Raw genomic sequence first — 26,889 nt, 5'->3', positions numbered from 1 at the left:
TTCTTTAGACCGCTATCGCGAGCAGGCTCGCTCCCACAGTGGATATTCGGTCGACACAAAACCATTGTGGGAGCGAGCTTGCTCGCGATAGGCCAGCCCAGGCAGCCCAATGTCAGGGCTTGAACCCCTGCCCCGACAACCAGCTCCGAACCATCCTCCCCTGCTCCACCGTCAACCCCTCCAACACACGCTCGGCTGGCTCGCTGCGCAACCGTCGCACCAAGGGTGCCAACTCCACGCCTTGCAGATGCCAGATACCGAGCGGCTGATCCGCCGTGATCACCACCTCGGCCTCCTCCACGAAGCCATCGCGCAATACCGGTGCCCGCTCAACCCTCAACGTGGCGTAATCCACCTCGGCGTGGGCGACTTCAGCATCCGGCCACTGACGCCGCGCCAGCCAGAACGGCTGGTCCGGCCAACGCTGCTCATCGGCATAAAAATCCCGGCCGATGCGCGCAAAACGCAAAAACAGCTGCTCGACCCGCCGCTGATGAAAACGCTGCGCCAGCAACGCCCGCTCAGGTTTGCGCAACAGCGTGTTGACCACCGCAGGCGCCTGCAACGCCGAAGACAACGACTGAAAAATGCCATTTCCCGACAGTGGATCGACCGCCATGGCCGCGTCCCCTACCCGAATCCAGTTATCGCCACAGACGTGGGGACACAAAATCGCCGTGCTGCTGCGGGCATGCAAATGCAGTCCGGTTTCCGGTTCACTCCCGAAAAACTCCCGGGCCAATGGCGAATCCTGGCGGCGCTGACGGCAGTGATCGAGCAGCAGCGCCTTACCCGGCAACCCGGCACTGGCCACGTCCACCGTCCATTGCCAGTAACACTGGCCGTCAGCCCGACGCGCCATCCAGGCCCAGCCGTCCCCAAGGCTTTCCACGGCACTGGCGGTGGTACCCGGCGCGCCTCGCCAGCGATTGAGCAAACTGACCGTCTCCGGCCCCCGCAGGCCTTTGCCAAGGGCCGGTGCCTGACGTCCGCGAGCGTCCACCAGAAAATCCGCGAGCAGCGCTTCGCGCCCTTGCAGTTCGATTCGATGCCCCGAAGCGTGCGACTGCACCGTCAGCACTCGGCCATCGATCAACTCGACGCCGGCCAGCCGCAAATCCTCGCGCAAGCCTCGATCGAAGCTCGGACGGTCCAGCAAAAACTCAATGTTCTGCGCATGCCGCTGACCGTTCCAGGACACCTGCCGTTGGGAAGGCTGCGCCGCGTCCGTCAACGCCTGATGCAGCCCCGCGCCCCGCAACGCATCCAGCACCCGTGCCGAAACCCCTTCCAGCGCCGCGAAGCGCCGCCACTCGCTGACCAGCGTTACGGGGTAGCCGAGCCGCCGCAGCCCCAGGGCCACCGCAGCCCCCGCAGGCCCCGCGCCGAGAATCACAATCGGCTTCATGGGCCGACGCGCCGTTCAGGGCCGTGATAACAGGCGTTTCTTTGCAGCCATTCGACAATTTGCGCGTCGCTCGCCTCGGGATTTTCAACGAGAAAACTCGCAATGTGTCCGCTCAATGCCGCACAGCCCAGGCTTGCACCCGACTGCCCCGGGTGGGTGCCGTGAACACACGCGGCGAAATCTGCCTGGGCGCTGTCGAGCCACGACCATTGCTGTTCGGTACAACGCGCATCGCCGGTCACCCGTAGCACTTGCGGATAATTCGCTGGGAACACCCCTTCGCCTTGGGCCGGGCTGGACGCACACAGCAAAACACCCCGCGCCACCGCCGCGGCACAGGCCTCACGCAACAGGCTGCGATCCTGCCGAAGACCGAGGCTCAGGTTGATCACCCGCACGTCCTGCGCCACCAGCCAATCGATAGCGGCAGCGATCTGCAAGGCGCTGGTGATGCCTCGCTGGTCGAACACCTGGGCGATGCAAAAAACCGCCGCCGGCGCTCGTCGGCCGATGGCCTCGATTACCGCGCTGCCATGACCCAGCGGATCGTCGCGTAAATCGCTTTCGGCCAGTCCATCCTCCAACAGCGAGAACCGTCGACCGGCAATCACCCGCACTCGTTGCGCGGCTGAATGACCGCTGTCCACCACCCCAATCCGCAGCTCAGGTTTCATGCTGCACCGATTTTGACGTGAGCACGCCGTCCAGCAGTTCAAAGCGCAGATCGGCATCGGCCAGGGTCGACGGACGATGGCTGATCAGAATCCGCGTGCGCCCCGCGAACAGCCGGTCGATGGCCTCGATCACTTCGCGCTCGGTGGCTTCGTCGACCGCCGACGTCGCTTCGTCCAGCACCAGGATCAACGGATCCTGCAACAGCGCCCTGGCGATGGCGATGCGCTGTTTCTGTCCGCCGGACAACTGTTGGCCACGCTCGCCCAAAGGGCTGTCGAGACCTTCGGGCAGTGACTCGATGAGGCTATCGAGCTGAGCCAGGCGCGCCACTTCGGCGATGGCCTGGCGGCTGGCGTCCGGGACGGCATAGGCCAGGTTGTCCGCAAGGCTGCCGCGAAACAGCACGATGTCCTGACTGACCACGGCAATGCGCCGACGCAGCTGGAACAGGTCCAGTTCCCGCAGATCGACCTCCCCCAGCAAAACCCGGCCGGATTGCGGATCATGGTGCCGTTGCAGCAAATCGATCAGGGTTGATTTACCGACACCGGAGCCGCCGCTCAAGGCGACTTTCAAACCGTAGGGAATTTGCGCTTCAACGCCACGCAGGGTCGTCGCGCGACCGGGATGGGCGAAGTGCACGTTGTCGAAACGCAAATCGCCAGAAACCGGCATCGGTTTGGGTGTAACCGGAGTGAGGACGGTTGGCTCTTCACCGCGCAGTTCCATGACCCGCCCAAGGCTCACGGTCATCCGCTGAACCGCGACATAGAGCCCCAGCAGGCTCTGGACCGGGCCCACCGCCATTCCCAGATAGGTCGAAAACGCGATCAGCGCGCCCAACTGCCAAGCCCCTTGCACCACCCAGTAACCGCCAATCAAAAATACACAGGCCCGCGACAACGACGTCAGGGTGCCGGGCACCGCCTGTGTGAAGAACTCGGTCACTTGCAAGCGCAAGAGCTGGCTCATGTACCCCTGGCCCAACGTTTCCAGGCGCCGTGCTTCGCGCCGTTGCTGGCCGGCGGACTGGATGAACTTCATCACCGGCAAGGTCTCGACCATGAATGAGGACATGTCCGCCGAACGCTCGCGCAACTGCCGGACATCGCGCTCGACCTTACGGCGCATCCAGCGTAGCCAGAGCACGTCGATCGGAATCAGTACCAGGGCCAGCAACGAGAGTTTCCACGACAAGGTCACCAGCATCGCCACGGCGACCACCAGACCGATCACGCTCGACACCGCGGAGAACAGCGAGTCCACGGCGAAACGCTGGATCTCCGCGACATCACCATCGAGGCGCGACATCAGATCGCCGATTCGCCGCTGGCCGTAGAAACCCGGCGAGAGCGTCTGCAAATGCCGATAAAGGTCATCGCGCAGGGCAAACAGAATCCGTCCGGACAATCGCGTGTGCAGATATCGATTCACGCCCGACAGTGCCGTGCCCAGCAACCCGGCGGCCATCATCAACCCGGCGATCAGCACCAGCATCGTAAAGTTGCGCGCCAACAGACCATCGTCGATCAGCAGCTTGGTCAGCCAAGGTTGCACCAATACCAACGCCGAGGCGCAGGCCGACAGCCCGAGCAGCCCGGCAATCGCCAGCCGGTGCGGACGCACGAAGCCGTAGAGCCAGCGCAACGCCGCTTGCTGGGCCGCAGGGTTCTGGCTGTCGATCAGCCGAACGATCAAACGCAGCATCACGAGCGCAGCTGTTTAAGCTTGCGATACAGGGTCGCGCGGCTGATGCCCAGGGCTTCGGCGGCGGCCGAGACATTACCTTGGTGCGTGTCCAGGGACTGACGAATCAATTCCAGTTCATGCTCTCGAATACTGCCACTTGGAGGGCGCTCGCCGGCGGTGAGCTCATCGAGCGTGCTGTCGGGCAAATGGTCGAGGGTTAACACAGTCTCCCCCGGTTCACGCATGGCCAGCGCGGTGCGCAAGACCATTTCCAGCTGGCGGATGTTGCCCGGCCAGTGATAGCCGCCGAGCAACCGGTTCAAATCGTCATGCAGGACTACCGTCGGCGCATCGAGCTTGGCCAGCAAACGGTCGACCAGGCCAGTGAAGTCGTCGCGCTCGCGCAGGGCCGGGAGCATCACGCTGATGCCGTTGATTCGGTAGAACAGATCCTCGCGAAAGTGTTTGTCTTCCACCAGACGCTTGAGGTCGCGATGCGTGGCGCAGATCAGCGCGATGTCGATGTCTTGCTCTTCGCCAGCGCCCAGCGGCGCAACTTTGCGGTCTTGCAATACCCTGAGTAAACGGGCCTGCAAGGCCAGCGGCATGTCGCCGATTTCATCCAGAAACAACGTGCCGCCATGGGCCTGCTGCAGGCGCCCGACCATGCCGCCCCGGCGCGACCCGGTAAAGGCACCCTCGCGATAGCCAAACAGCTCCGACTCGATCAGGCCTTCAGGGATTGCCGCGCAGTTCACCGCCACGAAAGGTTTGTCGCAGCGCGCTCCAGCCGTATGCAACGCTCGGGCGATGACTTCCTTACCGGTGCCCGTTTCACCCTGCAGCAACACCGGTAATTCATTGGCCAGACCCTGGCGAGCCATGCGCAGCGCCCGGGCATAACGGGCATTGTTGCCGGCCAGGGATTCTAGATCGGGTTGTGGTTTAGCGCTTTTAGCTGGGGTGCGCGATACCGTGCTGACGTTGATCGAGCGCTGCGGTGCGCGCAGGGCTTTGTAGAAAAATTCACCCTTGGCGGTTTGCAGGCTGCCGACGCCGCCCTGATGCAGACGCGATAACAGCTGCAGGCCATCGACACCCAGGAAATCTTCACAGCGTCGCCCCACGAGCGCCGAACGCTCGGCGTGAAGCAACTGACACGCCTGGGCGCTGACCGCGAGAATCTGACCCCCGAGACTCACCGCGAGCAAGCCCTGCCAAGGGGATTCGAGGTACTGTCGACGGCTGTGGAAGGCGAGAACGATCTGGTCCGGGTAACAGGCATTGAACACGCGACTTTCGATCTGGCTGACGGCCATGGTCAGCAACGCGGTGCTGTCGTGAACACGGCCGAGCGGGCCTTCGCGGGTCAGGTCAAGGACGCCGAGGATGTCGCCCTGCGGGCAATGGATAGGCACCGAGGTGCAGGAAAAATCAGTCAGACGGTCAAGGTAATGTTCGCCGCAATCGATCATCGTCGGTCGGGCTTCCACCAGTGCGGTACCCAGGGCGTTGGTGCCGCGCACCGCTTCGCTCCAGCAAGCCCCCAGCGTGATGTCTTGCAGGCCACTGCCTTTGAAACGGTCGGCGTGCCCTTCGGCTGCAAGGATGGTGGCGTCGGAATTGGCGAGGATGATGAGCCCTTCCTTGCCCTGGCGTTCGGCCAGATAATCGATGGCCGGCATCGCCGCATCGATCAACAAGCGATTGCTCTCCAGCAGCACATCAAGGCTGGCGTTCGACTCCAACGCCAGTTCTTGCTTGGCATTGAAATGCACGCCATGGCTGAGGCTGCGCCGCCACGACGCATCGATTTCCGCACGCAATACGCCATCGGGGACGGTGCCTTCGAGGTGCAGCTTTTCCCGGGCCAGCCGTGCTTCGCGATGAAGTTTGGGATGAGTTGTTTTTATCAGCATCAGCAAGCGCTCCGGATCGGTCCGCCCTGCGCCCTTCTGAGTTCAGCGCTTTGTTGCCATCTTTACGTTAACGTCAGGGCATTGGCAAGTGCCTTACGGCGTTTGTGCTTGATCCTAGGCGGGGTGCTCGCTTCTCGGTCGCTCCTCCTCGCATTGAATACGCAGGGCACTGGTTCGGTGATATCAAGACCAGCTGCACCTCATCCTCGGTTCCGGATTTGCGGATCAAGGACCGTTCGAACTGCTAAGGCTGCGCATTAAGTTGTCGCTTCCAAAACTGCGACTACACTCGGTCTTGCTGGCCAAGAAGGATCGACGGCAGCGTGAGTTTTCGTTGGTCCCGTTGAATTATCTGAGACAAGGAGCAGTCATGACTTCGCTAGACTCAATTGAGCAAAGACAAATCAATCTTACCCACGCGTACGTGGTGAACAATGCGGCGTTGGCTTCGCCGGATTGGCAAAACATGAAGAAGCCTTCGCCGACCCAGGTCAAAGACAACATTCTTACGCGCCTTAACGGCTCCAAGTTTGGTGGCGGCTATGACGTAGCCTGGGGACCCGCCCTGGTCCCGGATGGCGAGCATGTGGCCCACATCACGGTGGTGTTGGTCGGCGGGCAGGACAAAAACGACATTGTGGTGGTGACGAGTGGAACCCTCGCCGATTCGGTCAAGGATCAGATAGATGATCTTGATATTTCTTCAATGGTGCCGCTGCAGAGCCTCATCAAGAACTGCCCGGTGCCGGCACACCTGGCGCAGGGAACTGCGGAAGGTGTAAAGGCGATATTGGGTCAGGAATCGACAATCGGTTTCCAGGGCACACTTTGCGATTTTCTGGCGGAACAGCGCAGTGGGGCAACGATCCGGTTGGTCGGGCATAGCCTCGGCGGTGCCTTGATGTCGGTTCTTGCGCTTTATTTGAAAGATAAATTCTCGAACTTTAATTTCCGTTGCGAAACAATTGCTGCACCAACGGCCGGCGACGGTGTTTTTGCAAGCTATTTCAATAAGCAAATGGCCGGCAATGCGCTACGCATCTACAACACGCTGGATGTCGTTCCGATGGCCTGGTGCGCAACCTCTCTCGACTTCTCCTTGACGCTTTATGAGCCGACCAATGTCATCGATGAAAAAATGAAGGGACTGGTTTGCTCCAATATCGATACCGTCACCCGTAATAACTCCAACTACACGCAATGGGGCATGGGCGGCGCAAACATGGAGCTGCGGCTCTGTGGAGAACTTCAATCCCCGTGCCCTAGCTATGAAGCGCAATCGGGCTACCAGCACATCTACGAATACATGACGCTGCTGGGGCTGCAGCTGGGTGATATTCCGATGCCGGCGCCGTCTGGCAGCTAGCGCGCAGCCTCGACGATCAGGTGTCGACTTGCAATTGTCGGCACCTGTTCGGCAAATCACAGAATTGCAATTCGCCTTTTTGTCGCCCGCTTTTTTTCAACCCGCAAACACTCACGAACCTAGGCGGACGGCACCCACTAACGTTACTGAGTGTCCGCGCATGGGATGACTCGTTTAACCACGCTTGCGATAGACATGCCTTGGATCAAAATTGAAAATATCACCACCATGTAGGTGAGTGAAACGACAATATCACGCGCGCCTCCGGCTGGCAGTGACAGCGCCAAGGCTACCGATATGCCCCCTCGCAAACCTCCCCAGGTCAAAACGCGCCATGAACCGCTGGGTAAACGAAAGCGTCTTCCAAGCGCAGCAATAGGAACGCCTACCGTAAGCAATCGAGACAGCAAGGTAAGTGCTATTACCGCCAGCCCGGCGACGATCAGGGAGTTCGAGAACTGGATGAGAACCACCTCCAGGCCGATCAGTACGAACAAAACGGCGTTCAAGATCTCGTCTATCAGCTCCCAGAACATGTCCACATGTTTTTCAGTCTGCTCGGACATTGCGTAGGATCGTCCCTGGTTTCCGACGATAAGCCCGATTACTACCATCGCCAGGGGGCCGGACACATGAAGATGGTTCGCCAGCGCGTACCCACCTAGCACCGCAGCCAATGTGATCAAGATTTCTTCCTGGTAGCTGTCGATGCTTTTCAGCATCAAATAGGCTAGATATCCAATGGCTGCGCCTAGAAGCACGCCGCCACCGGCCTCTGTCAGAAGCAACTTCGATGCGCCCAACGCCGACGGTGCTTCGCCACTGGCTATCATCGCCACAATGAGTGAAAACAGCACAACACTGACTCCGTCGTTGAACAGTGATTCGCCCGCTATCACCAGTTCGACGCTTTTGGGAGCCCCGGCGGACTTCAGGATACCCATGACCGCTATGGGATCCGTGGGAGAAATCAGGGCACCGAATACCAGGCAGTAGGCAAGGGGAAGTTCCAGAGACGTTAGTGACAGAAGTAGCCACAGCCCATAGCCAATCAACAATGTGGAGGCTGTTGTACCTACTAGTGCCAGAGAAGCCACCTGCCACCGGTAAGAACGCAGCTGCGAAAGATCGACGTGCAACGCTCCAGCGAACAGTAGTAAGGAAAGCATCCCCTGCATGAGCAGTTCGGAAAAATCGATCGATTCCACCAACGATTGCTCAAGCGTGTGGAGTGCATGAAAACCCATCGCATCCAACGCCATATTCAGCACAGAGAGGCCCAGCGCAATGCCCATGACACCAATCGCTGGCGGCAGCCCAACATAACGGCGATTGAGGAAGGCAAGAACCGCCGTGATACTCACAAAGACAGCAACGATATCCAGCATTCGATAATGGCCCTGTTGATGCGGTGCACTACGCTTTCGACAATCCGGGTACTTCCATATTTATCTTGCGCCAAAAGGCTTCAGAGAAGCTGTATGCCGAGAAAGCAATCAATCCGAAGGCCATCACCATCAAAACCAACCATCCAGCGGGCAAACCCTGAAGTGCGTCGAGGGCTTCCTTCATACCGGGGGGATCCATGGCTTGATAGGCCGAGCCGCTAAAGGCCAACAGCAATGCAATCTCTATAAAGACGACGCCACGTGCGATCAGGCCAAACCGAGACACCGGGCGGACGTACCGCATGACGTCTTCGTCAGCCTCGAAATACTTTTCAAACGATGCCTTCCAGCCCTTGTAAATGTGAGCAATTCCAACGCCAAGCGGAATGAGAGCAAGCAGATACACCAATAGGTTGGAATGCTTCCAGGACAATAGATGCGCCAGCCAATCTGTGTTCTGTTCTCCTGAGTTGCCAGAGCTACCCACTCCGCTTACAAGTAGGCCTAACGCAAAAAATGCCAGAGCACCATTGACCAACCCCCCCGCAAAAAGACCGGTGCGAATTACCAGTCCCTTGAGATTTTTGCCGTGGTGGTCGACATCACGGGTAGCTTGCAGAACACGCCAAGCCGAAAATGCGAGCAAACCCGCCACGACGATCCCAACTAAAAAATAGCCAAACGGCTGGCCCAATAAGGCTTCCAGGCTTTTCTGGCTATCTTTCGGTTTTGTCGAATCTTGTGCCGCAAGCAATGCGAAGATACCGATGATGAGGTAAATCACACCTCGCGCGGCGTACCCTCCGCGTGCTAGGACAATAAGGCTTTGGTGCGCTGACATTGGCTGCTTTCCCGAAAGTAGTACAGGAACAGACTCGTCTGGCTGGAAGGGGTTCTATCGTTAAATTCAAAACCGCAGCCCTGACCTACGCAGCGTCATTCGCTAACCCCGGGGGCGACAGGTAGCTCCCTCATTGGCCCTCTTCTAAACACCTTGCATTCTATGCTCGATGCACACATATTTAGCCCATGAAAGACATGAAACTAGAAAACATAGTTGGGGCGCTGTCGCTGGCGATTTCTGACTCTATCCACCAAGGCACTCAAGACGAAGCTCCAGAAGTGGGTCCGGCGGCAGCGGCCATCGCCCTACTCGGTCACGAGCCAGGCCTGTCTATAGAACGTTTGAGGCGAGCCTTAGGGTTATCTCATCCTGGGGCTGTGCGCCTGGTTGATAGGCTTGTCACTCAGGGTGTAGTGGAACGCAGACAAGCAGAAGCTGATCGTCGCTCCGTTGCGCTCCACCTTACTGCCGCTGGAAGTACGAACTGTGCTGCGGTGCTAGCGGTCCGCCATGAACGTATAGCGCGTGCTTTGGAAGTTCTTGATCCCGATGAGCGTGAAGTGCTTGAACGGATAACCGAAAAACTACTTAACGGCTTGGTGCATGATCTCGATCAAGCCTATTCAGTTTGCCGACTGTGCGACCCCACGGCTTGCAAGAATTGCCCAGTCGCACATGCGCTGGATGAAGATCACTGAATTCAGTTTTCCAGCAGGTTGAACAACCTTTGTAGGCGCTTTTGCTGACTGCGCTACTCAAGAAAAAAGGCAGCAAATCATTTATCAGAACTTCGACAAGTCTTGCCGCCATCCATCTTCCTGCCGCCCTCTTCGCCTCAGTCCTTCAACTACTCCTGGCTTATCCCAAATTTGGGCGCAGTCGCTGCAGGCCCTCGGTGAGGATCACCAGGCTGACGCCTAACAACGCAACGTCTTTTATCAGGAACGTGCCTAGGAAGTTCAGCCATGGAAAACCTCCCGATCCCGCTTCCCAGATTGGCAATACAAACAGCATGGAAATGGTCGTGAAGAAGATCAGCGAGGCTAACAAGCCACCCGCGATAGCTGTTCGAGCAGACCAGGGTGAAGCGATAAGCAGCAGTGCAGTCAATATCTCGACTACACCCAGTAAGTAAGAGGTACCGGCTTCGCCAAAAACTGGATAAAGCCAGGCTAGCCAAGGAGTGCCGCTGATAAGGGGTATGAGTGCCTGCACCTCAATCTGTGTGAACTTAAGCAGACCAATCATTAGCAGGGGAAGAACAACACCCGATAAGACAATCGCCCGGCTTACCTTCTGGAATTTCGGAACACTGGAAATGGAAGCAGCCTGGCTGCTGGTGACGCTCGTGATGTGCTGCATGACATCCTCCGATTGCTGATATGTGCTCGAAGCATATATTATCGAATGGAGAATTGCATGCGCCGTGCATATAATATTTCGCTATGGACTCTTTATCTACCTTTATCCCAGCGATCACCAATGGTCGCACTCACAAAGGTACTCATCATGCATAACCACGCGCGGTTCCAACTCGCGGCCCTTCTGACAGCCGCCCTGGTCACGGGCGCAACCTACTCACTGTCGTCCACCGCAGCGCAAGCCTCACAGACATCGACCGCAACGACTGCCTCGACCCGTAAGCCCGCACTCGCAGGCGTCTATGCCTTAAACCTGGGCAAGTTCCGCATCACCGCACTGAGCGACGGGACGCTGCCCCTCGATCTACATCCGCTGCTTAGAGGCATCAGTCCAAAGCAGATCGACGCAATGCTGCAACGCGGATTTGCTCGCAACCCGCTGGAGACGTCTATCAATGCCTACCTTATCGACACTGGCTCACGTGTCGTACTGGTCGATACCGGTGCCGGTGAATTGTTCGCAAGCGTTGGCGGCAAGCTACCCGAAAGCCTGGCGGCTGCGGGTTACCAGCCGGCGCAGGTCAGCGATGTGCTGATTACCCACATCCACACCGATCACTCTGGCGGCCTGACACGCGGCGGCCAGATGATGTTTCCCAATGCGACCATCCACGTCGGCCAGGCCGACGTCGACTTTTTCCTGGACCGCGCCAATCTGGACAAGGGGTTAAAGCCGGCATATCTGGAGGAAGCGTTGAAGACCATTGGCCCGTATCAGCGCGCAGGTAAGCTGAAGCCATTCTCTGCCGAATCCGAAATCCTCCCGGGTATCACTGCCATACCCACGCCGGGACATACCCCGGGCCACAGCTTTTTCCGGGTCACAAGCGAAGGCGAGAGCATCGATTTCTGGGGCGACATCATGCATGTCGGCCTCATTCAATTCTCGAGGCCAGAAGTGACAATAACCTTCGACGTCAATCAGAACGCTGCTCGCGCCCAGCGGCTAGAACAATTCGAGACAGCCGCGAGTGAACGACGGTTGTCAGCAGTCGCTCACTTGCCATTTCCGGGTATCGGCCACATCAGGCGCGAAGCCGGCAGGTATGAGTGGGTACCCGTCCAATACCGCAATCGCGACTAATACCGTAGGCCTGGATCGCAATTGATCCAGAACGAAATACATGGCTCCCCGCTACGCGGGGCCATAGGCTCGCGACGACTAGGTTGATGTCATCAACGCGCGAATTTACTTCAACGCAGCTACCACGGCATCGAAGAACACCATCGGGTCGATCGGCTCTTTGTCAACCGGCTTGGGTTGGGCACCGAAGGTGACAATCACCACGTTATTGGCAGGGTTGAGGTAGATGTTCTGGCCCTGGATACCGACCGCCGCATAGGCGCCGTCTTTCACCGACGGCTCGGTCCACGCCGTCCACCACATGTAGCCGTAGTCCAGGGTCTTACCGCCTTTGAGGGTGGTCGGCAGCGTCGCCTCCTTGACCCAACCTTCGGGCAGAATCGATGTGCCATTGATCTTGCCGCCGTTCATGAAAAACAGCCCGAAGCGTCCATAGTCACGCAGCGTGGCGCTGATACCGCTGCCACCGATTTCCACGCCGTCAGGCGAATCGAGCCACCACCGGGCATCACTTTCCATACCGAACGGCTGCCAGATCTTCTGCGATAGATAATCGGCCAGTGGCATCTTCACAGCGCCACGGACGATCTCGCCGAGTACCTGCGTTTCGCCAGTGCTGTACGTGTTGGCCGTGCCGGGCTCGGCCGCTCGCGGCAAACTTGCCATCAAGGCCATGGCAGAACGCGGTTTCTGCGAAATCTGCGCTTTGAGTAGCGCGCGACGATCGGACGCCGGATCGGTGTAGGTTTCGTTCCACTTCACGCCCGAAGACATCATCAGCACGTCGCGCACGGTCACGCCTTCGTAGGCGCTGCCCTTGAGCTCGGGAACGTAATCCACTACTTGCGCGTCAAGGCTCTTGATAAGGCCGTCTTTGATCGCTGCAGCCGCCAGCGTGGAGGTGATGGATTTGGCTATCGACATCGACATCCATCGGGTTTTCTCCGTGTTGCCACGCTGATAGGTCTCGAACACGATCTTGCCGTCCTTGAGCACGAGCATTGCCGTAATGCTGTCCAGTGCAACAAAGTCATACAGGTCGTACTTTTTGTCCCCGACAGTGAACCGAACGTTGGGCAACTGTTTGTCTGATTTGGGCAGTGCATACGGGTGATCGCCGGCCTTGATCCTGTGGGTGGGGAAAAGCCGGTCGATGTTGCGGTAGGTACTGACCGCCAGATCGGGGAGCATGGCGCCGTCATAGATCTGCTCCACCGTGCCAATCGGTTCCTTGGCGTGGGGATAATCCTCAGCCCATGCGCCCGAGGTGATACCCGCAGCGAGCAGACCCAGTGAGAGAAGCAGCGAGCGACCAGGCGCAGTCGCAGTCGCACGAAAAATCGCGGATGAGTGCATAACCGATCCTTTTTTTGTTTTGCTATTCACGCATGTTAAAAAACGCGGCCGCTTGAACCATAGTCTACTCATTGGAATCGCGCCCAAGCTGAAGGACGACACTCATCGCTTCTCGTCAGGTATAAACAACTGCGCGCCACTGAACGGTGAATATGTCGAGAATGACCGCCAATGAGGTGATTGAGCAGCTCAACGGGGCCAAGATCGCATTGTTAGATGTTAGAACGTTCACCGCCTCGGCGCAGTCCGATGCTGTGTCTTTGCTCGGATGACCCGCCTCATGACGAACGCACTGGTTTTTTTCGCGACCCTTATCGGTATGGAGGGTTTTGCGTTCCTCGCCCACAAATATGTGATGCACGGCTGGGGCTGGGGCTGGCACCGCTCCCATCATGAGCCCCGCACCGGCTGGTTCGAGAAAAACGACCTGTACGCGATCGTGTTTGCGCTGATCGCCATCGTACTGATCGCGCTTGGCACCCAGGGCATGCACCCGCTGGAATGGATAGGGGCCGGGATGACGGCTTACGGTTTCCTGTACTTTCTGGCCCATGATGGGCTAGTCCACAAACGCTGGCCATTGAAGTACGTCCCCCGCACCGGCTATCTCAAGCGTCTGTATCAAGCGCATTTGATGCACCATGCCGTGTCGGGCAAGGACCGCTGTGTCTCATTCGGTTTTCTCTATGCCCCACCTACCGCGGTGCTTCGGGTTCAGTTGCGCGATCTGCATGGCGGACCTCTTCGCAAGAATGATCCGGGCGCTGCCACAGGCTCGGCAGACGCTCAGGCCAGTGACGCCCGCGAGCAGTGACGGCGCGGCACAGGCCGCCGAGCACATGCCGCAACTTGTCGACCTTCGAGGTCGACACCCGCGTATCCCAGGCATGCTCGCCCCGCCTTGAGACCTTGATGCCAATTTGCCGATAGACACCCGACGCAGTCGCCACCGCCCACGCGGAGCGCCACGGCAATGCCCTTAATCCCGCCTCGGCACTGGCGTAAAAAGGCTCGGCCAGCTGCACCAGCCGTTGCGCGAGGATGGCCAGACCGGGCCGATGCTGATCGTCGGCAAGTGACGCCTCGGGGATCGAAAGCTCATCCAGCCAGTCTCGTGGCAGATAGCACCGGCCGACGGCAGCGTCTTCGACGATATCCCGGGCAATGTTGGTCAATTGAAACGCCATGCCCAGGTCGCAGGCGCGGTCCAACGTCTTTTGGTCGCTGACGCCCATGACCTGAGCCATCATCAGCCCGACGACCCCGGCCACGTGGTAGCAGTAGTCCAAGGTGTCGTTTACGCTCTGATAGCGGCGCTGGTGTACATCCATCGCAAAACCCGCCAGGTGCTCCAGGGCATAACGCTCCTGAATGCGATGTTTGACCACCACCTCTCTGAACGCAGCGAAGGCTTCGTGCTGCACAGGCAACCCGGCGTACACCGCCCGAGTCTGAGCGGTAAGGTCGGCAAGGCGCCGTTCAATGTCAAACTGGTTCAACACGGTCGCCGAATGCCCCGCCTCCTGACCATCTATCACGTCATCGCAATGCCGGCACCACGCATAGAGCATCATGGCGCTGGCCCGGGTCGAGGGGTCGAACAAGCGCGAGGCCGCGGCAAAGCTCTTCGAGCCCACAGCAATGCTGCGTTGGGCATGCTCCAGCAGGACTTGGTCCTGGTGAGCATCGCGATTCATGAGTGCAGATCCTCCAGCATCAAACCTGCCGTGGCCTTGGCCGAGCCGATGACACCGGGGACGCCCGCACCGGGGTGAGTGCCCGCGCCCACCAGGTAAACGTTGCCAAGGCTCGCGTCGCGGTTATGGGGCCGGAACCAGGCACTCTGCCAAAGGACAGGTTCAAGTGAAAACGCCGAACCCAAATGTGCGTTCAACTCACTGCGAAAATCATCCGGGTTGAAAATCCGACTGGTCACCAAATCTTCCCGCAGGCCAGGCATGTAGTGTTTTTCCAGATACGCGAAAATCCGATCACGGTAGCGTGGCCCCTCTACCTCCCAGTCGATAGGCGCGTTACCCAGATGAGGAACCGGCGAGAGCACGTAGTGGCTGGAGCAGCCCGGCGGGGCGAGACTCGGATCCGTGATGCAGGGCGCATGCAGGTAGAGCGAGAAATCCTCAGCCAGCTCAGCGCCATTGAATATTTCTTGAATCAATGACCGGTAGCGCGGCCCGAAGCAGACCGTGTGGTGTCGAAGCTGAGGTTGCGGCCGCTTGAGGCCGAAATGGATGACGAACAGCGAGTTGCTGAAACGCTTGCCTTTGAGGCGCGCGCTTTCCTTGATGCCACGGGCATGGCCGCCCAGAAGTTGCTCATAGGTATGCACCACGTCCGCATTGGAAGCGACGCAGTCGGCATTCAGCAAGCGACCGTTTTTCAAGCGCACGCCGCTGGCCCTGCCCGCTTGCACCTCGATGCTGGCGACGTCGGCATTGAGCTCGAGACGCCCGCCGAGGTCTTCGAAAAACCTCACCAGCCCCTGCACTAGCGCCCCCGTCCCTCCCTTGGGAAACCACACGCCCCATTCGCGCTCCAGTGCATGGATCAAGGTGTAGATCGATGAGGTGGAAAACGGATTGCCGCCCACCAGCAGGGAGTGAAACGAAAACGCCTGGCGCAGTTTTTCGTCTTCGATAAATTCAGAAACCATCGAGTAGACACTGCGCCACGCCTGCAGCCGAGCCAGTTGCGGCCCGGCATTGACCATGTCCCGAAACGACAAAAACGGCACGGCGCCCAGCTTGAGATAACCCTCGCGAAAAACCGCCTTGGAGTACGCCAGAAACCGCTGGTAGCCTTCAACATCCTTGGGGTTGAGCCTGGAGATATTGCGGTCCAGCTCGGCCTGATCGTTGGCATAGTCAAACTGCGTACCGTCCTCCCAGCACAAGCGATAGAACGGCGAGACCGGCAGCATCTCGACGTAGTCACGCATGGATCTGCCGGCCGCTGTGAACAATTCCTCGATGGCGGTGGGATCGGTAATCACTGTTGGCCCGGCATCGAAAGTGAATCCCTCGTCGTGATACACATAGGCGCGGCCGCCGGGCTTGTCGCGTTTTTCCAGCAAAGTGGTTTGCACGCCCGCCGCCTGCAGCCGGATCGCCAGTGCCAGGCCACCAAAGCCTGCGCCAATCACAATCGCGCTTTTCCCCTGGGTCATGCTTGATCCTTGTAGTGCCGAGGCAGGCAGCGACGTGCCGCGTGCAGGGCCTCATTGATGGGAACAGGCGGCTTGCCGATCAGCACTCTAAGCTTGTCCTGCAGCGTGCTGTCGCCCGAATAAAAGCGCCTGATCAGCCCCTCGGGCAGACCATAAAAACGTTGCATCACCCGCCAGCGGTCCTGGGGTTTGCCTGCCAGGAACAGCATACGATTAAGCAAACGGTAAAACCCCTGGCGCCGCCACGCCTGTTCAGCGAATGCGCGAATGCCAAGGTATAAGGCGTCCGCCTGCAGGTTCTGCTGGCGGGCGACCCAGTCCGCCAGTTGCACCGCCTGGGGCAACGAATAACCTGTTGTGCAATGGCAAAGACCGGCCCGCAAACCGGAACGCGGCTGGCCGGGCGCCTCGCGCCAGAAGCTGGAAAAGTCGCCTGCCAGGGTGATCGGCAACACGCCTTGCTCTTCGCGAAGGCAGCGGGCAATGATCCATCCGCGATCTTGCACATAATCACGGACATGCTGGCGCAGTTGTTCTGAGGAAAGGCTCTGACGGTCAACGTAGTGGGTGTCCTCCACCAGCACCGTGTCGGCTGAAAACGGCAAGACGTAGACGAAACGATAGCCCTGCCCTTGAGCCACCCGGGCGTCCATGATGATCGGCACGTCCAGCCCATGAGGGGCCTGTAGCTGCAGCACCTGACCCAGGAACGCCTGTTGGCCCAGCACCAGATGTTCGCTGTGCTGGACGCCACGCCCGTCGATGACGGCCTTGGCCCACAGCTGTTCGCCGTCCTCCAGCAACAGCGAAGTCGGGGTGATCTGTTCGATCCGCTGTGAGACACGCAACCCTGCCCGCCCCCCGTCACTGAGCGCCGGTTCGATCACTTGGGCAAAGCGTTCGGAGGTGATGCTGGCATAACCGCTGTTCAGCCGTCGCGAACGCCCCGGGAAATGCACCTCGTAGGCAGGCCAGGTTTGCACCACCAAGGGCCTGATCCACTGATGCTGCTCGGCCGTCAAGTCCGAGTCGTGAAAGGACCAGGTATGGTTACCACCGATCCGGGCCTGCTCTTCAACGCACAGCACCTGTAACTCAGGGCGCAACTGCTTGAGCCGCCAGGCGATCAGCCCATTGGCCAGCCCACCACCGGCGAGGATCAGGTCATAGTTCATGCCACCGCCTGCGTCAGCACGGGTTCGCCGCTACGCACCGCCGCCTCAACGATGTCCGCCGCTTTGCTGGCGCCACCGGCGCGCTGCAACTCAGCTGCCATCCGCTGCAAGGGCTCTCGTGGCAGAACAAGCAGCCGGGCCAGCCCATCAGCAATGGTGGCGGCGCTCGCCCGGCGGTTCAACTTCAGGCCCAGGTCTCGGTAGCTGACACGCGCAGCCACCCCCGGCTGGTCAAAACCGATGGGCATGACGAGCATCGGCGTAGCGGTGGCTATGGCATCCATCACGGTGTTGAGTCCTCCATGGGTCACGACTACATCGGCGTGTTCAAGCACCGCTTGCTGGGGGGCGAACGCAGTGACCCAGGTCGCGCCACTGTCGAGAAGCATGCGTTCCTGAACCGAATCAAGCCTGCCGCAATGGGCGACCAACAATTGCGCATCCAGGCGACGGCAAGCTTTTGCAATCTGCCGGAACATACCCAGGCGCCCGCCCTGCAAGGTGCCCAGGCTGGCGAAGACAAAGGGTCGATTTTTATCAATCTGCCACTCGAGGGTTTCACTGCCTGGCGAAGGTTGCCCCGTACCCGAAAAAGGCAGGCGCAACGGTCCGACTGCGTGGAAATGCGCGGGCTGCTGCAAACGGGGAAAATCAAATCCCGCAAGGGTCTGACTGATGTGGGCAAGCGGAGAAAGGCATTCATGCAGCGCATCGCGAGGCACGATGGCAAGCCGTCGACATGCACCCCGCAACACGTCTCTGAGCGGTCGCATCAGCCAATCGTAGACCTGCTGGCTACCGGCGTACATGCGTAGGCTACGTTCGTCGCGACCGTAGGCAAACGGCATCACCGGCAGCGGCAAGCCTGGCTCGCGGTTGACCGGCAACGCGCAAGCCACCGAGACATAAGGTAGCCCCAAGGCCTCGGCGACCAGCCCACCGGCAGCTTCCATCTGATCGCAGAGCAGTGCATCGACCTGCTCGTAAGCCAGCGCCGCGGGTAATTCATTACACAGCATGTTTGTGGTTGCACACATATCGGCAATAACCCGCCGCAAGGTCAGCGGGTTATTAGAGCTGGCCGCGCGCTGCAGCACAGCGTCCAGGCTCCCCGGTGGATGGCTGCTAGCAGCCATCGCATGAAAACCGATGCGCGGATCACCCAGCCAACGGCGCGCGTCGGCCTGCTGGAAGAACGTGACCTGATGCCCACGATTCAACAGCTCTACCGCCAGCGCCTGAAAGGCCTGGAAGTGGCTATGGAACGCCGGGGTCACCACGCCGAAATGGCTCATGGGCGATGAACCGGTGGCAGTAATCTGGCTTGACGCAATGCCGCCAGATCTCCGGAACCGGTGCAGAAACAGGCAATGCGCAGCTGCTTGATGACGATGTCGAAATGCTCGATGACCGACGCTGTCGACACCGTCGCATCGCGCAGCACTCCGGCCGCCTGCCCTACCAGGTCGGCCCCCAGACACAGCGCCTTGGCCACATCCACGCCGTTGCGAATGCCGCCGGATGCAATCACCGTCATGCCGGGCAATGCCTCACGCACGCTGATCAGGCTGGTGGACGTCGTTATACCCCAATCGGCAAACGCCATTGCCACCTCGTGATCGGCGGGGCTGCTGGCGCGTTCAGCCTCTACCGCTGCCCAACTGGTGCCGCCGCTGCCTGCCACATCGATCACGCTGACCCCGACTCCAGCCAGGGCCACCGCCACCGATGCCGATATACCCGCCCCGACTTCCTTGACGATCACCGGCACGCCGAGACTTTGCACCGTCAGCCCGATGGCATCCAGCACGCCTCGCCAATCCCGATCACCTTCGGCCTGAACGGCTTCCTGCAACGGGTTCAGATGAATGATCAAAGCGTTGGCCTGCAAAGTCTCCACGGCGCGGCGCGCCAACTCCTGGCCATCCTTTTCCAATAACTGTGCCGCGCCGATATTTCCCAGTAACGGGATGTCGGGCGCCAGCCGCCGCAGCTCACGGGTCAAGCCCTGATCGTTGCCACTGCGCAGACCGACGCGCTGCGAACCTACGCCCATGGCGATGCCAAGCTCCTGGGCGGCCTCAGCCAGATGGCGGTTAATGGCTGAAGAACGCTGCGCCCCGCCGGTCATTGAACTGATCAGCAAGGGCGCTCTGAGGGGGATCCCAACCAGCGCGCTGGCAAGGTCAATGTCGTTCAGATTCAGCTCGGGCAGCGCGCAATGCTCGAACTGAAAGGCATCCAGCCCGTTGCCGCCACCCTGTCGTGGGTTATGGCTCACACCACGGCCGTCCAGCACGATATTGAGATGATCATCCTTTCTCCGACTTAAGGGATGCTCGGTCATGAAAGCTCCAATTCGGTTGAATCATTTCGCGGCGCGCGTGGTCATTTTGTTGAGTGGCGTTATACAAGCTTAGGCCGATCGTACAACTTGTGTGCAACGCTGACTGATAATTGAGGCACTGGTTATTCGAAGTGGTTCAGAGTTTGAGGCCCATCACGTGAACCACCAGAAAGCAGATCCCCCTTCACAACTGCCCTTAAAGCAAAGGTCAAGACCGATGACCATCGAGCCTGACGCAACCGTCGAATATGGGTTTAGCGAACGTTTGGAAGATGTGCGCGCGGCTATTGAGCAGCGTCTGGACCAACTGCTGCCGAGCAGCAGCGACGAGCGCGACCTTGTCGCGCTGGCCATGCGTGACTCCACGCTGGCGCCCGGCAAGCGGATGCGGCCGATTCTGTTGATACTGGCTGCACAAGGCTTGGGGCACGGTGGTGATCAGGCACTGGAATTGGGCTGCGCCGTGGAATTGATCCACGCAGCGTCACTGGTTCTGGACGACATGCCGTGCATGGACAACGCCCGATTGCGCCGTGGGCAGCCGACCGTGCACCTGAAGTTTGGCGAAGACGTGGCGATTCTTGCCGCCGTTGCCCTCCTCAGCCGCGCATTCGGGGTGGCCGCCGGGATTACCGATCTGGCACCCGCAATCCGCATGCAATTGGTGGAGGTCATGGCCAATACCGTTGGCATGCAGGGTCTGGTCAAGGGTCAGTTCAAGGATCTGCGTGACGGCCAGAAAAACCGCCCCCCCGAGGAAATTGCACTGACCAACAACCTCAAGACGGGGGTACTGTTTAGCGCGATCATGGACATGGCCTGGCTGATCAGTGGTGCCAAAGCTCACACCCGCCCGATCTTGCAGGACTTTGCCGTTGAGCTGGGTCAGGCGTTCCAAATGTATGATGACCTTTTGGATCGTTGTCCGGACAGCAATAAGGACCAGGGCAAGGACGAGGGCAAGTCGACGTTCATTGCGCTTTACGGCGAGCAAAAAGTCCGCGAACAGCTAGAGGCTCATCTAATGAGCGCCGAAAGCCATTTGCGAGAAGTTTTCGGGCCCTCGCGAATGATCACCTGGTATGTGCGGATGATCTTCGAGAAAGCGGTGCGACAACGTGGCGCAAGGCTGTAGGGCCTACTTGGCCTGCTCGGCGATTGCTTGTTTCAACTTTTCGGCATCGGCAAAACGCTGCTCATTGACGACCGCGCCATTGTTCAAGGCGAGCCACTGAACGGTGTCCCGGTCGCCGCCATAGCGGGTGGCAACCCTGCCGTCCTGGTCGAGCATAATTCTGTATTTGGCCGAACGCATGGCCGGTACTGCCACCAGTTTGATCATGGAAGGCATCTTCTCGATATCGGCCAGGTACACAATGTGGCGCGCTTCCAGATAGCCCTCCGGGTGACCCTCCATCGCCGCATCCACTAACTTGGCGGCCGACATACTGCGCGCTATCAACAGCACCTGAGCGCTGTCGTTCAAGGTATACGCCTTCTCGTTCTGATCCAGCAGGGTCCACTTCATCGCGGGCTGGTTCAGATCTTTGGGTTGATCCAAATCTTTTGATTGGGCTGACTCCTGCGCCAACACGTGGAAGTTCAGTAGTGCACCGATCAGCAGGATCATAAGCCGCATGGTTTCGTACCTTATTCGAGGAAAGTCACGGAGTGAAACGCTGACGCCATCCTACGTCAGCCTGGCTGTCGCGCTCTAGCGCATTAATGCTTTTGTTGCCTGACCTGCTCGCAAGCGCGTTGCCACGGGGGCGCCGGGCCGAGGATGGCGATGCTGCGCCCTTAGAGCAGCGCAATGCTGTAGCTGACAAACACCCGGTTATGATCCTGGTCACGGGCGGCTTCGCTATTGGATTTACCGTTACGCCAGCCGAAGCCAACCCCTTTGAGCGCTCCCGACTGAATGACGTAGTCCAGAAAGATATCCCTCTCCCATTCTTTCTGATCGTCACCGGATCTCGTCTTGATGTTGTCACCGGAGAGGTACATGACCGAGGCTTTCAGGCCCGGGACACCCAGGGCGGCGAAGTCATAGGCATACTGACCGAATACTGTGCGCTCCCCTGCACGGGTTAAACTCTGGATCAGACGATCTGTGTGCAGGTACAAGGAGCTGCCTGCTGCGCCTTTATCTATCAGGCCACCCTGATTGAGCTGGGTGAAGCTGCTACCGTCCGAGACGCTTTGGTAACCCGCCGTCATCGCATGAGCGCCGATGCTGTAGATCAATGCAGCACTCCAGAGACGATTGTCGATAACGCCATCTCCGTTTTTGGTGTAACCGCTGATTCGGTAGCCCGATGTACCGGAACTGTTTTCACCTGACGCGTCAGTCCTGAAGTAACGCAGGTCGGTTTTCAACGATTGACTGTCCGAGAACGCGAGGGTGTGCGTCAGTCCGAAAAACTGTTGGTTATAGTAGTTTTCGAGCTGGGCATAGTAGTACTGAGCCGTCAGGTCCTTGGTGACTTTCCAGTCACCCCCGGCGAAGGCGAACTGGTTGCTTTCACGCGTACCGCCCATAGCGGCGAGCCCCGTCTGATCCGTTGAGGCACGACCGGTTGCCCGTTCAATTCGCCCACCCGTCAGGGTCAAGTCCTTGAACTCGCTCGAAGTCATCTGGCCGCCCTCGAAGGTTTGTGGAAGCACCCGTCCATCGTTGGCGACCAGAATCGGAAGTTTCGGAATCAAGGTGCCGTAGCGCAGTTCGGTCCCGGACATTTTGACCTTAGCGGTCAGTCCCAGCCGGCTCCACTCGTCGACGGCGCGGTTGTCACTGTCCGAGGGAATCATCGAACTGCCAACGTGACGTCCCTTGCCACTGTCCAGGGTGACGCCCAGCAACCCAAGGGCATCAACACCAAAACCAACGGCGCCCTCGGTATAACCCGACTTGAAGTCCAGCATGAAGCCCTGCGCCCACTCTTCGGTTTTTGAAGGGGCAGCGACACCATCGCGGTTGTCGTTATTGAAGTAGAAGCTCCTCATGCCCAAGGTGGCTTTGCTATCACTTAGAAAGTCGGCAAACGCCTGGCCACTGAGGGCGATGCTGCCAGACACCAACGTTGCAGTTATTTTTTTCAGGCTCACTTATAACGCTCCGATTCTTATTTTTAGTAGGTGATGGAAGCGACTACGACCTAGCCATTCGAAGCCAAACGGACAATGGCATCGCGACTGCCTGCCTGCTCACGAAGTACAAACTATTGGATTTTCCCGGTTGCGGTTTTCGGCAACACCGTAAAGACCACTCTGCGCGGACATTTGAAGCGAGCCAGACGTGCTTGGCAGAACTCCATTATTTCTGCTTCGGTGGGAGGCTCGACACCCGTTTTCAGCTCGACAAACGCGCACGGTACTTCACCCCATTTGTCATCCGGCTGAGCGACTACCGCGGCATACAGAACAGACGGGTGACAGTGGATCGCCTCCTCGATCTCTACAGACGAAATATTTTCCCCACCGGAGATAATCACGTCTTTGCACCGGTCGGTAATCTGGACGTAGCCGTCAGGGTGCACGACGGCGACATCACCCGTATGAAACCAACCGCCTTCGAATGCTTTTCGGGTTGCAATGTCATTCTTCAGATAACCCATCATTACGGTGTTGCCCCTGAGCAGCAGCTCACCCGTTGTCTGGCCATCTTTTGCGACTGGCCGCATCGTATCGGCGTCAGCCACCATCAAACCTTCGAAGGCGGCTGCACGAGCCCCTTGGCGTACTCGCAAAGCGCCTTGCTCACCGGGCGTTAAATCGTCCCAACCGTCTTGCCAGACGCAGCTGATCGGCGTACCGGACACTTCGGTAATTCCGTACACGTGGTCCACGTCGAAGCCTCGTGAAACAACTGCGTTGAGTATGCTGGCCGGAGGTGGAGAACCAGCAGTCAACACTCGAACCGGCGTCTTGAGCGCGGGGCGGTCTTCGGCGTTGGCAATCATGGCCATGACAATCGGCGCCGCACAGAAGTGATCGACACCGTGGTTATCGATCGCATCGAACACCGTCTCTGCGCACACTTTTCTCAGGCAGACGTGCGTGCCGGCCACAGCCGTGATCGCCCAGGTAAAACACCATCCGTTGGCGTGGAACATCGGCAATGTCCACAGGTAACGAGGCGCCCGCGTGAGCGGCCAGTTGGTCATCTGCAGCAGACTCATGAGGTAGGTGCCACGATGGCTCGCGACGACGCCCTTTGGATCACCGGTTGTACCGGAGGTGTAGTTGAGTGCTATCGGCTGCCACTCATCATCCGGCCAGACGCCTTCGAAATCAGGGCTGCCGCTGCGGATGAAGGTTTCGTAGTCAATGTCTGCGACACTCGCGCAAAGTGGCGCCAGGTGATCATTGATATCAATCACCATCGGGGGATGTTCGAGGAGTGCCAATGCAGCCTTCGCAAGCGCAGCAAACTCTCGATCCACCAGCAGCAACTTGCATTCGCCATGACGCAGAATGAATGCCACACCTTCGGCATCGAGGCGGTAGTTGACCGCATTGAGTACCGCGCCGCTGAGGGGGACCCCGAAATGCGCTTCGAGCATGGCAGGAGTATTAGGAGACAGAATTGAAACGGTGTCCCCTGCTCCCAGGCCTTTTTCGCAAAGTGCCGAGGCAAGTCGATAGCAGCGTTCGCGGGTTTCACGCCAGGTTCGTTGCAGTTCGCCATGCACCACCGCTACCCGATCCGGGTGCACAAGGGCTGCCCGATCCAGAAAACCAAGTGGCGTCAGGGGCAGATAGTTGGCCTTGCAGCGATCAAGCCCACTTTCATAAGCACCAGGGGTCATGATGTTGTTTCCTTATTATTGTGATGAAAAGTGCAGAACGCGCTCACCGGCTCCCGATCAGTGACCAAGGTGTTCTCGATGCTGCTCTCGTCGGCGTATCCAAGGCTCATTCCGCAAACCAGCATTTGATCCGAGGGAATCGCAAGGGCTTGCGAAATGACCTGGTGATATTTCAAAAAAGCGGCTTGTGGGCAGGTGTGCAGATGCCTTCCACGCGCAGCGACCATCACGGCCTGTAGAAACATGCCGTAGTCAAGAAGGCTGCCTTCCTTCAACACCCGATCCATGGTGAAGATCAGGCCGACTGGGGCGTCGAAGAACTGGTAATTGCGGCCGTGTTGCGCATGCATCCGCTGCTTGTCTCCCTTTTCAATGCCCAGCAGCCCATAGAGCTCCCACCCGACCTGCCTTCTCCGATCCACGTAGGGTGAAGTCCACTCGCGTGGGTAATAGTCATAGGCATCTTCAAGGTCGTTGCTCTGTGATGGATCGTTGTCAATTTCCGCGATGGCGCATGAAAGACGAGCCTTTGCTTCTCCAGTGACGACATGCACGCGCCAAGGCTGCATGTTCACCCCCGTAGCGCAGAACCGAGCGACATCAAGGATCGCCTCAATGTCTTCGCGCGGTACAGGAGTGGGCAAGAAAGCCCGAATACTGCGGCGCGAAGCGATCGCCCAATCAACCGTTTGAGCAAGCGGTTCAGGCGGTATGGGCGGTTTGGATAAGCGATTCATTTTCATGCATTCAATTCCACGGATTCAGCTACAGACGGGGACATCCATCAGTTCGACAGGGCCGGGGATTTTCTGACTTGGGTAGAGTCGGCGCGTGACTGATTGATCAGGGTTACGGCGACAGCGCCAATGAGGCCAGCCAGGCTGATGGCCATGAAGTTTTTCTCGAGCGCAAGGTTCAACGACACCAGCCAGCCAATCAGGACAGGGGCGACGATTGCGCCTATTCGTCCCACACCAGACGCGAAACCCACGCCGGTTGAACGAATCGATGACGGGTAGAAATCGCCGGCGTACGCATACGCCAGCAATTGAGTTCCCAGGGTCGATGCGCCGACGATGAACACCACTGGAAACAGCAACGACGTTGAACGCGTATAACCCAAAACGGTGAGTGCAATCGCACCGACGATATAGAAGCAGACCAATACGTGCTTGATGTTCAGCTTGTCGCTCAACCACCCTCCGCCTATTGCACCGGCGATGGCTCCCAAGTTGAAAACAATCACAAAATTCAACGCAGAACCCAGGCTGAATCCAGCCATCGCCATCAGCTTGGTTAGCCAGGAGTTAAGGGCGTAGACCATGAACAGGCCCGTCATGAACGCGGCCCAGATCATTAAAGTGCTGAAGCCCCGCCCCTCCCTGAATAAGTTACGAACCGGTGCTTGCTGCTTATCCAGGACCGTGGCGTTCCCAGTCATCAGCGTGTTTTCGTCGATAACGAGAGCAGGGTCCAGTTTACGAGCGATCGCTCGCAGTTCGTCCTGACGTCCGGTCTTGAGCAGGTAGCCGATGGATTCAGGCATGGTCTTCAGGATCAGGGGAATAAGCACCACGGGCAGCAACGCCACATAAAACACCCATTGCCATCCATGACTCTCGATCAGTTGCTTACCCGTCAGCGCGACCAGGATTCCGCCCACGGAGTACCCCGCGAAAACCAGGGTGACCAGCCGAGTACGCAGTTTGAGTGGAGAAAATTCACCCATCTGAGCGGTGCAGATAGGCAGTACGCCGCCGATGCCAAGGCCGGCGATGAAGCGGGCTACGCTGAAGCTGATCGGGTCACTGGTGAGGCCTGCCGCCGCCGTGAAAATACTGAACAAGGCCACGCAGATGGCGATCATCCTGGGACGCCCGATACGATCGGCTAGCGTGCCAAGAAAAATGGCCCCCAGCATCGTTCCGAAGAGCGCAGAGCCCGCCATGACGCCGGCGCTGGTTGGATCGACGTTCATGTCCTTCATGATCGCCGGAAGGGCTGCACCGACGACCGCAAGGTCATAGCCATCGATGATCAGAATGAGCACACACCAAAACAGGCTGAGCCCATGGAAGCGGTTGAACTTTGATTCAACCGCGAGTGTATAGACGTTTACCGGCTGCATATCGCGTCTCCTTCGATCTTGTTTTTGTTTGTGAAGTGCGAAGAGTTACTGGCTCGCTTGACAGGCGATGCCAGGGCTACCTGCAGCGCATCGT

23 protein-coding genes are annotated in these 26,889 nt (G+C 58.7%); 5 read left to right on the top strand and 18 right to left on the bottom strand.

Going from position 1 to position 26,889, the window contains the following annotated elements; genetic code table 11:
• Nucleotides 1-112 precede the first annotated feature (112 nt).
• Genes qhpG through DOCECA_RS09540 form a run of 4 tightly spaced genes read right to left on the bottom strand, consistent with a single transcriptional unit; the run spans nucleotide 113 to nucleotide 5,694 of the window.
• Nucleotides 113-1,408, bottom strand: coding sequence for a flavin-dependent monooxygenase QhpG (gene qhpG / locus DOCECA_RS09555; protein WP_445571856.1), 1,296 nt, complete (start codon nucleotides 1,406-1,408; stop codon nucleotides 113-115).
• The gene (qhpE, locus tag DOCECA_RS09550; RefSeq protein ID WP_434647920.1) at nucleotides 1,405-2,082 is read right to left on the bottom strand and encodes a subtilisin-like serine protease QhpE; all 678 of its coding nucleotides are present in this window, start codon (nucleotides 2,080-2,082) and stop codon (nucleotides 1,405-1,407) included. Before qhpE ends, qhpG begins: the two co-directional genes overlap by 4 nt.
• A complete protein-coding gene (locus tag DOCECA_RS09545) occupies nucleotides 2,072-3,790 on the bottom strand; it encodes an ABC transporter ATP-binding protein (RefSeq protein WP_434647923.1) in 1,719 nt (572 codons plus the stop codon). Before DOCECA_RS09545 ends, qhpE begins: the two co-directional genes overlap by 11 nt.
• Nucleotides 3,790-5,694 carry a sigma-54-dependent Fis family transcriptional regulator gene (locus DOCECA_RS09540; RefSeq protein WP_434611597.1) on the bottom strand — a complete coding sequence of 635 codons (1,905 nt, stop codon included), beginning with the start codon at nucleotides 5,692-5,694 and terminating at the stop codon, nucleotides 3,790-3,792. Before DOCECA_RS09540 ends, DOCECA_RS09545 begins: the two co-directional genes overlap by 1 nt.
• Nucleotides 5,695-6,061: 367 nt before the next feature.
• Between DOCECA_RS09540 and DOCECA_RS09535 the strand changes: the two genes are divergently transcribed.
• Nucleotides 6,062-7,057 (top strand): lipase family protein, encoded by a 996-nt coding sequence (locus DOCECA_RS09535; RefSeq protein WP_434647926.1) that lies wholly within the window; start codon nucleotides 6,062-6,064, stop codon nucleotides 7,055-7,057.
• 143 nt (nucleotides 7,058-7,200) lie between these two features.
• On the opposite strand, the gene DOCECA_RS09530 is transcribed toward DOCECA_RS09535, so the two are convergent.
• A complete protein-coding gene (locus DOCECA_RS09530) occupies nucleotides 7,201-8,445 on the bottom strand; it encodes a cation:proton antiporter (protein ID WP_445571855.1) in 1,245 nt (414 codons plus the stop codon).
• Between the two features lie 28 nt (nucleotides 8,446-8,473).
• Nucleotides 8,474-9,286, bottom strand: coding sequence for a DUF1206 domain-containing protein (locus DOCECA_RS09525; RefSeq protein ID WP_434606183.1), 813 nt, complete (start codon nucleotides 9,284-9,286; stop codon nucleotides 8,474-8,476).
• Nucleotides 9,287-9,483: 197 nt separating this feature from the next.
• Here DOCECA_RS09525 and DOCECA_RS09520 point away from each other — a divergent pair, with 197 nt between their 5' ends.
• The gene (locus DOCECA_RS09520; protein ID WP_434559309.1) at nucleotides 9,484-9,987 is read left to right on the top strand and encodes a MarR family winged helix-turn-helix transcriptional regulator; all 504 of its coding nucleotides are present in this window, start codon (nucleotides 9,484-9,486) and stop codon (nucleotides 9,985-9,987) included.
• Nucleotides 9,988-10,147: 160 nt separating this feature from the next.
• Here DOCECA_RS09520 and DOCECA_RS09515 read toward each other — a convergent pair whose 3' ends face one another.
• Entirely contained in the window at nucleotides 10,148-10,651 is a 504-nt protein-coding gene (locus DOCECA_RS09515) for a YkgB family protein (protein ID WP_445571854.1), read from the bottom strand.
• A 147-nt stretch (nucleotides 10,652-10,798) separates the two neighbouring features.
• Here DOCECA_RS09515 and DOCECA_RS09510 point away from each other — a divergent pair, with 147 nt between their 5' ends.
• On the top strand, nucleotides 10,799-11,794 hold the full coding sequence (locus DOCECA_RS09510) for an MBL fold metallo-hydrolase (protein WP_445571853.1): 996 nt from the start codon (nucleotides 10,799-10,801) through the stop codon (nucleotides 11,792-11,794).
• Nucleotides 11,795-11,899: 105 nt separating this feature from the next.
• On the opposite strand, the gene DOCECA_RS09505 is transcribed toward DOCECA_RS09510, so the two are convergent.
• Complete coding sequence (locus tag DOCECA_RS09505) at nucleotides 11,900-13,150, bottom strand: serine hydrolase domain-containing protein (RefSeq protein WP_445571852.1); 1,251 nt, start codon at nucleotides 13,148-13,150, stop codon at nucleotides 11,900-11,902.
• A gap of 280 nt (nucleotides 13,151-13,430) precedes the next feature.
• On the opposite strand from DOCECA_RS09505, the gene DOCECA_RS09500 reads away from it, so the two are divergent.
• On the top strand, nucleotides 13,431-13,964 hold the full coding sequence (locus tag DOCECA_RS09500) for a sterol desaturase family protein (RefSeq protein WP_434647935.1): 534 nt from the start codon (nucleotides 13,431-13,433) through the stop codon (nucleotides 13,962-13,964).
• Here the strand turns inward: DOCECA_RS09500 and DOCECA_RS09495 are convergent.
• Genes DOCECA_RS09495 through fni form a run of 5 tightly spaced genes read right to left on the bottom strand, consistent with a single transcriptional unit; the run spans nucleotide 13,846 to nucleotide 19,856 of the window.
• The gene (locus DOCECA_RS09495; protein WP_445571851.1) at nucleotides 13,846-14,847 is read right to left on the bottom strand and encodes a phytoene/squalene synthase family protein; all 1,002 of its coding nucleotides are present in this window, start codon (nucleotides 14,845-14,847) and stop codon (nucleotides 13,846-13,848) included. The two genes, DOCECA_RS09500 and DOCECA_RS09495, sit on opposite strands and share 119 nt — an antisense overlap.
• The gene (locus tag DOCECA_RS09490; RefSeq protein ID WP_445571850.1) at nucleotides 14,844-16,334 is read right to left on the bottom strand and encodes a phytoene desaturase; all 1,491 of its coding nucleotides are present in this window, start codon (nucleotides 16,332-16,334) and stop codon (nucleotides 14,844-14,846) included. Before DOCECA_RS09490 ends, DOCECA_RS09495 begins: the two co-directional genes overlap by 4 nt.
• Nucleotides 16,331-17,509 (bottom strand): lycopene beta-cyclase CrtY, encoded by a 1,179-nt coding sequence (crtY, locus tag DOCECA_RS09485; RefSeq protein WP_434606195.1) that lies wholly within the window; start codon nucleotides 17,507-17,509, stop codon nucleotides 16,331-16,333. The genes DOCECA_RS09490 and crtY overlap by 4 nt, the downstream gene beginning before the upstream one ends.
• The gene (locus DOCECA_RS09480; protein ID WP_445571849.1) at nucleotides 17,506-18,804 is read right to left on the bottom strand and encodes a glycosyltransferase; all 1,299 of its coding nucleotides are present in this window, start codon (nucleotides 18,802-18,804) and stop codon (nucleotides 17,506-17,508) included. The genes crtY and DOCECA_RS09480 overlap by 4 nt, the downstream gene beginning before the upstream one ends.
• Nucleotides 18,801-19,856: a type 2 isopentenyl-diphosphate Delta-isomerase gene (gene fni, locus DOCECA_RS09475; RefSeq protein ID WP_445571848.1), complete on the bottom strand. Its 1,056-nt coding sequence runs from the start codon at nucleotides 19,854-19,856 to the stop codon at nucleotides 18,801-18,803. The genes DOCECA_RS09480 and fni overlap by 4 nt, the downstream gene beginning before the upstream one ends.
• Nucleotides 19,857-20,013: 157 nt before the next feature.
• Between fni and DOCECA_RS09470 the strand changes: the two genes are divergently transcribed.
• Entirely contained in the window at nucleotides 20,014-20,991 is a 978-nt protein-coding gene (locus tag DOCECA_RS09470; protein WP_434676370.1) for a polyprenyl synthetase family protein, read from the top strand.
• 3 nt (nucleotides 20,992-20,994) lie between these two features.
• On the opposite strand, the gene DOCECA_RS09465 is transcribed toward DOCECA_RS09470, so the two are convergent.
• The 5 genes from DOCECA_RS09465 to DOCECA_RS09445 form a co-directional block, all read right to left on the bottom strand.
• The gene (locus tag DOCECA_RS09465; RefSeq protein ID WP_434559329.1) at nucleotides 20,995-21,495 is read right to left on the bottom strand and encodes a hypothetical protein; all 501 of its coding nucleotides are present in this window, start codon (nucleotides 21,493-21,495) and stop codon (nucleotides 20,995-20,997) included.
• Nucleotides 21,496-21,656: 161 nt separating this feature from the next.
• Nucleotides 21,657-22,964 (bottom strand): OprD family porin, encoded by a 1,308-nt coding sequence (locus DOCECA_RS09460; protein ID WP_445571847.1) that lies wholly within the window; start codon nucleotides 22,962-22,964, stop codon nucleotides 21,657-21,659.
• Nucleotides 22,965-23,077: 113 nt separating this feature from the next.
• On the bottom strand, nucleotides 23,078-24,667 hold the full coding sequence (locus DOCECA_RS09455; protein ID WP_445571846.1) for an AMP-binding protein: 1,590 nt from the start codon (nucleotides 24,665-24,667) through the stop codon (nucleotides 23,078-23,080).
• The gene (locus DOCECA_RS09450) at nucleotides 24,664-25,410 is read right to left on the bottom strand and encodes a nitroreductase (RefSeq protein ID WP_434647958.1); all 747 of its coding nucleotides are present in this window, start codon (nucleotides 25,408-25,410) and stop codon (nucleotides 24,664-24,666) included. Before DOCECA_RS09450 ends, DOCECA_RS09455 begins: the two co-directional genes overlap by 4 nt.
• Before the next feature lie 41 nt (nucleotides 25,411-25,451).
• Entirely contained in the window at nucleotides 25,452-26,795 is a 1,344-nt protein-coding gene (locus tag DOCECA_RS09445; protein ID WP_445571845.1) for an MFS transporter, read from the bottom strand.
• Nucleotides 26,796-26,889: the final 94 nt, after the last annotated feature.

The organism is Pseudomonas sp. E102, from assembly GCF_052660185.1.
This window is presented reverse-complemented; position numbering and strand designations above follow the sequence as displayed.

What these genes read in the sequence shown, in the direction of transcription:
- DOCECA_RS09545 (WP_434647923.1), bottom strand. Translation starts at nt 3,790, where the DNA reads ATGCTGCGTTTGATCGTTCGGCTGATCGACAGCCAGAACCCTGCGGCC.
- DOCECA_RS09500 (WP_434647935.1), top strand. Translation starts at nt 13,431, where the DNA reads ATGACGAACGCACTGGTTTTTTTCGCGACCCTTATCGGTATGGAGGGT.
- DOCECA_RS09510 (WP_445571853.1), top strand. Translation starts at nt 10,799, where the DNA reads ATGCATAACCACGCGCGGTTCCAACTCGCGGCCCTTCTGACAGCCGCC.
- qhpE (WP_434647920.1), bottom strand. Translation starts at nt 2,082, where the DNA reads ATGAAACCTGAGCTGCGGATTGGGGTGGTGGACAGCGGTCATTCAGCC.
- DOCECA_RS09520 (WP_434559309.1), top strand. Translation starts at nt 9,484, where the DNA reads ATGAAACTAGAAAACATAGTTGGGGCGCTGTCGCTGGCGATTTCTGAC.
- qhpG (WP_445571856.1), bottom strand. Translation starts at nt 1,408, where the DNA reads ATGAAGCCGATTGTGATTCTCGGCGCGGGGCCTGCGGGGGCTGCGGTG.
- DOCECA_RS09505 (WP_445571852.1), bottom strand. Translation starts at nt 13,150, where the DNA reads ATGCACTCATCCGCGATTTTTCGTGCGACTGCGACTGCGCCTGGTCGC.
- DOCECA_RS09525 (WP_434606183.1), bottom strand. Translation starts at nt 9,286, where the DNA reads ATGTCAGCGCACCAAAGCCTTATTGTCCTAGCACGCGGAGGGTACGCC.
- DOCECA_RS09530 (WP_445571855.1), bottom strand. Translation starts at nt 8,445, where the DNA reads ATGCTGGATATCGTTGCTGTCTTTGTGAGTATCACGGCGGTTCTTGCC.
- DOCECA_RS09450 (WP_434647958.1), bottom strand. Translation starts at nt 25,410, where the DNA reads ATGAAAATGAATCGCTTATCCAAACCGCCCATACCGCCTGAACCGCTT.
- crtY (WP_434606195.1), bottom strand. Translation starts at nt 17,509, where the DNA reads ATGAACTATGACCTGATCCTCGCCGGTGGTGGGCTGGCCAATGGGCTG.
- DOCECA_RS09480 (WP_445571849.1), bottom strand. Translation starts at nt 18,804, where the DNA reads ATGAGCCATTTCGGCGTGGTGACCCCGGCGTTCCATAGCCACTTCCAG.
- DOCECA_RS09455 (WP_445571846.1), bottom strand. Translation starts at nt 24,667, where the DNA reads ATGACCCCTGGTGCTTATGAAAGTGGGCTTGATCGCTGCAAGGCCAAC.
- DOCECA_RS09490 (WP_445571850.1), bottom strand. Translation starts at nt 16,334, where the DNA reads ATGACCCAGGGGAAAAGCGCGATTGTGATTGGCGCAGGCTTTGGTGGC.
- fni (WP_445571848.1), bottom strand. Translation starts at nt 19,856, where the DNA reads ATGACCGAGCATCCCTTAAGTCGGAGAAAGGATGATCATCTCAATATC.
- DOCECA_RS09495 (WP_445571851.1), bottom strand. Translation starts at nt 14,847, where the DNA reads ATGAATCGCGATGCTCACCAGGACCAAGTCCTGCTGGAGCATGCCCAA.
- DOCECA_RS09535 (WP_434647926.1), top strand. Translation starts at nt 6,062, where the DNA reads ATGACTTCGCTAGACTCAATTGAGCAAAGACAAATCAATCTTACCCAC.
- DOCECA_RS09515 (WP_445571854.1), bottom strand. Translation starts at nt 10,651, where the DNA reads ATGCAGCACATCACGAGCGTCACCAGCAGCCAGGCTGCTTCCATTTCC.
- DOCECA_RS09445 (WP_445571845.1), bottom strand. Translation starts at nt 26,795, where the DNA reads ATGCAGCCGGTAAACGTCTATACACTCGCGGTTGAATCAAAGTTCAAC.
- DOCECA_RS09465 (WP_434559329.1), bottom strand. Translation starts at nt 21,495, where the DNA reads ATGCGGCTTATGATCCTGCTGATCGGTGCACTACTGAACTTCCACGTG.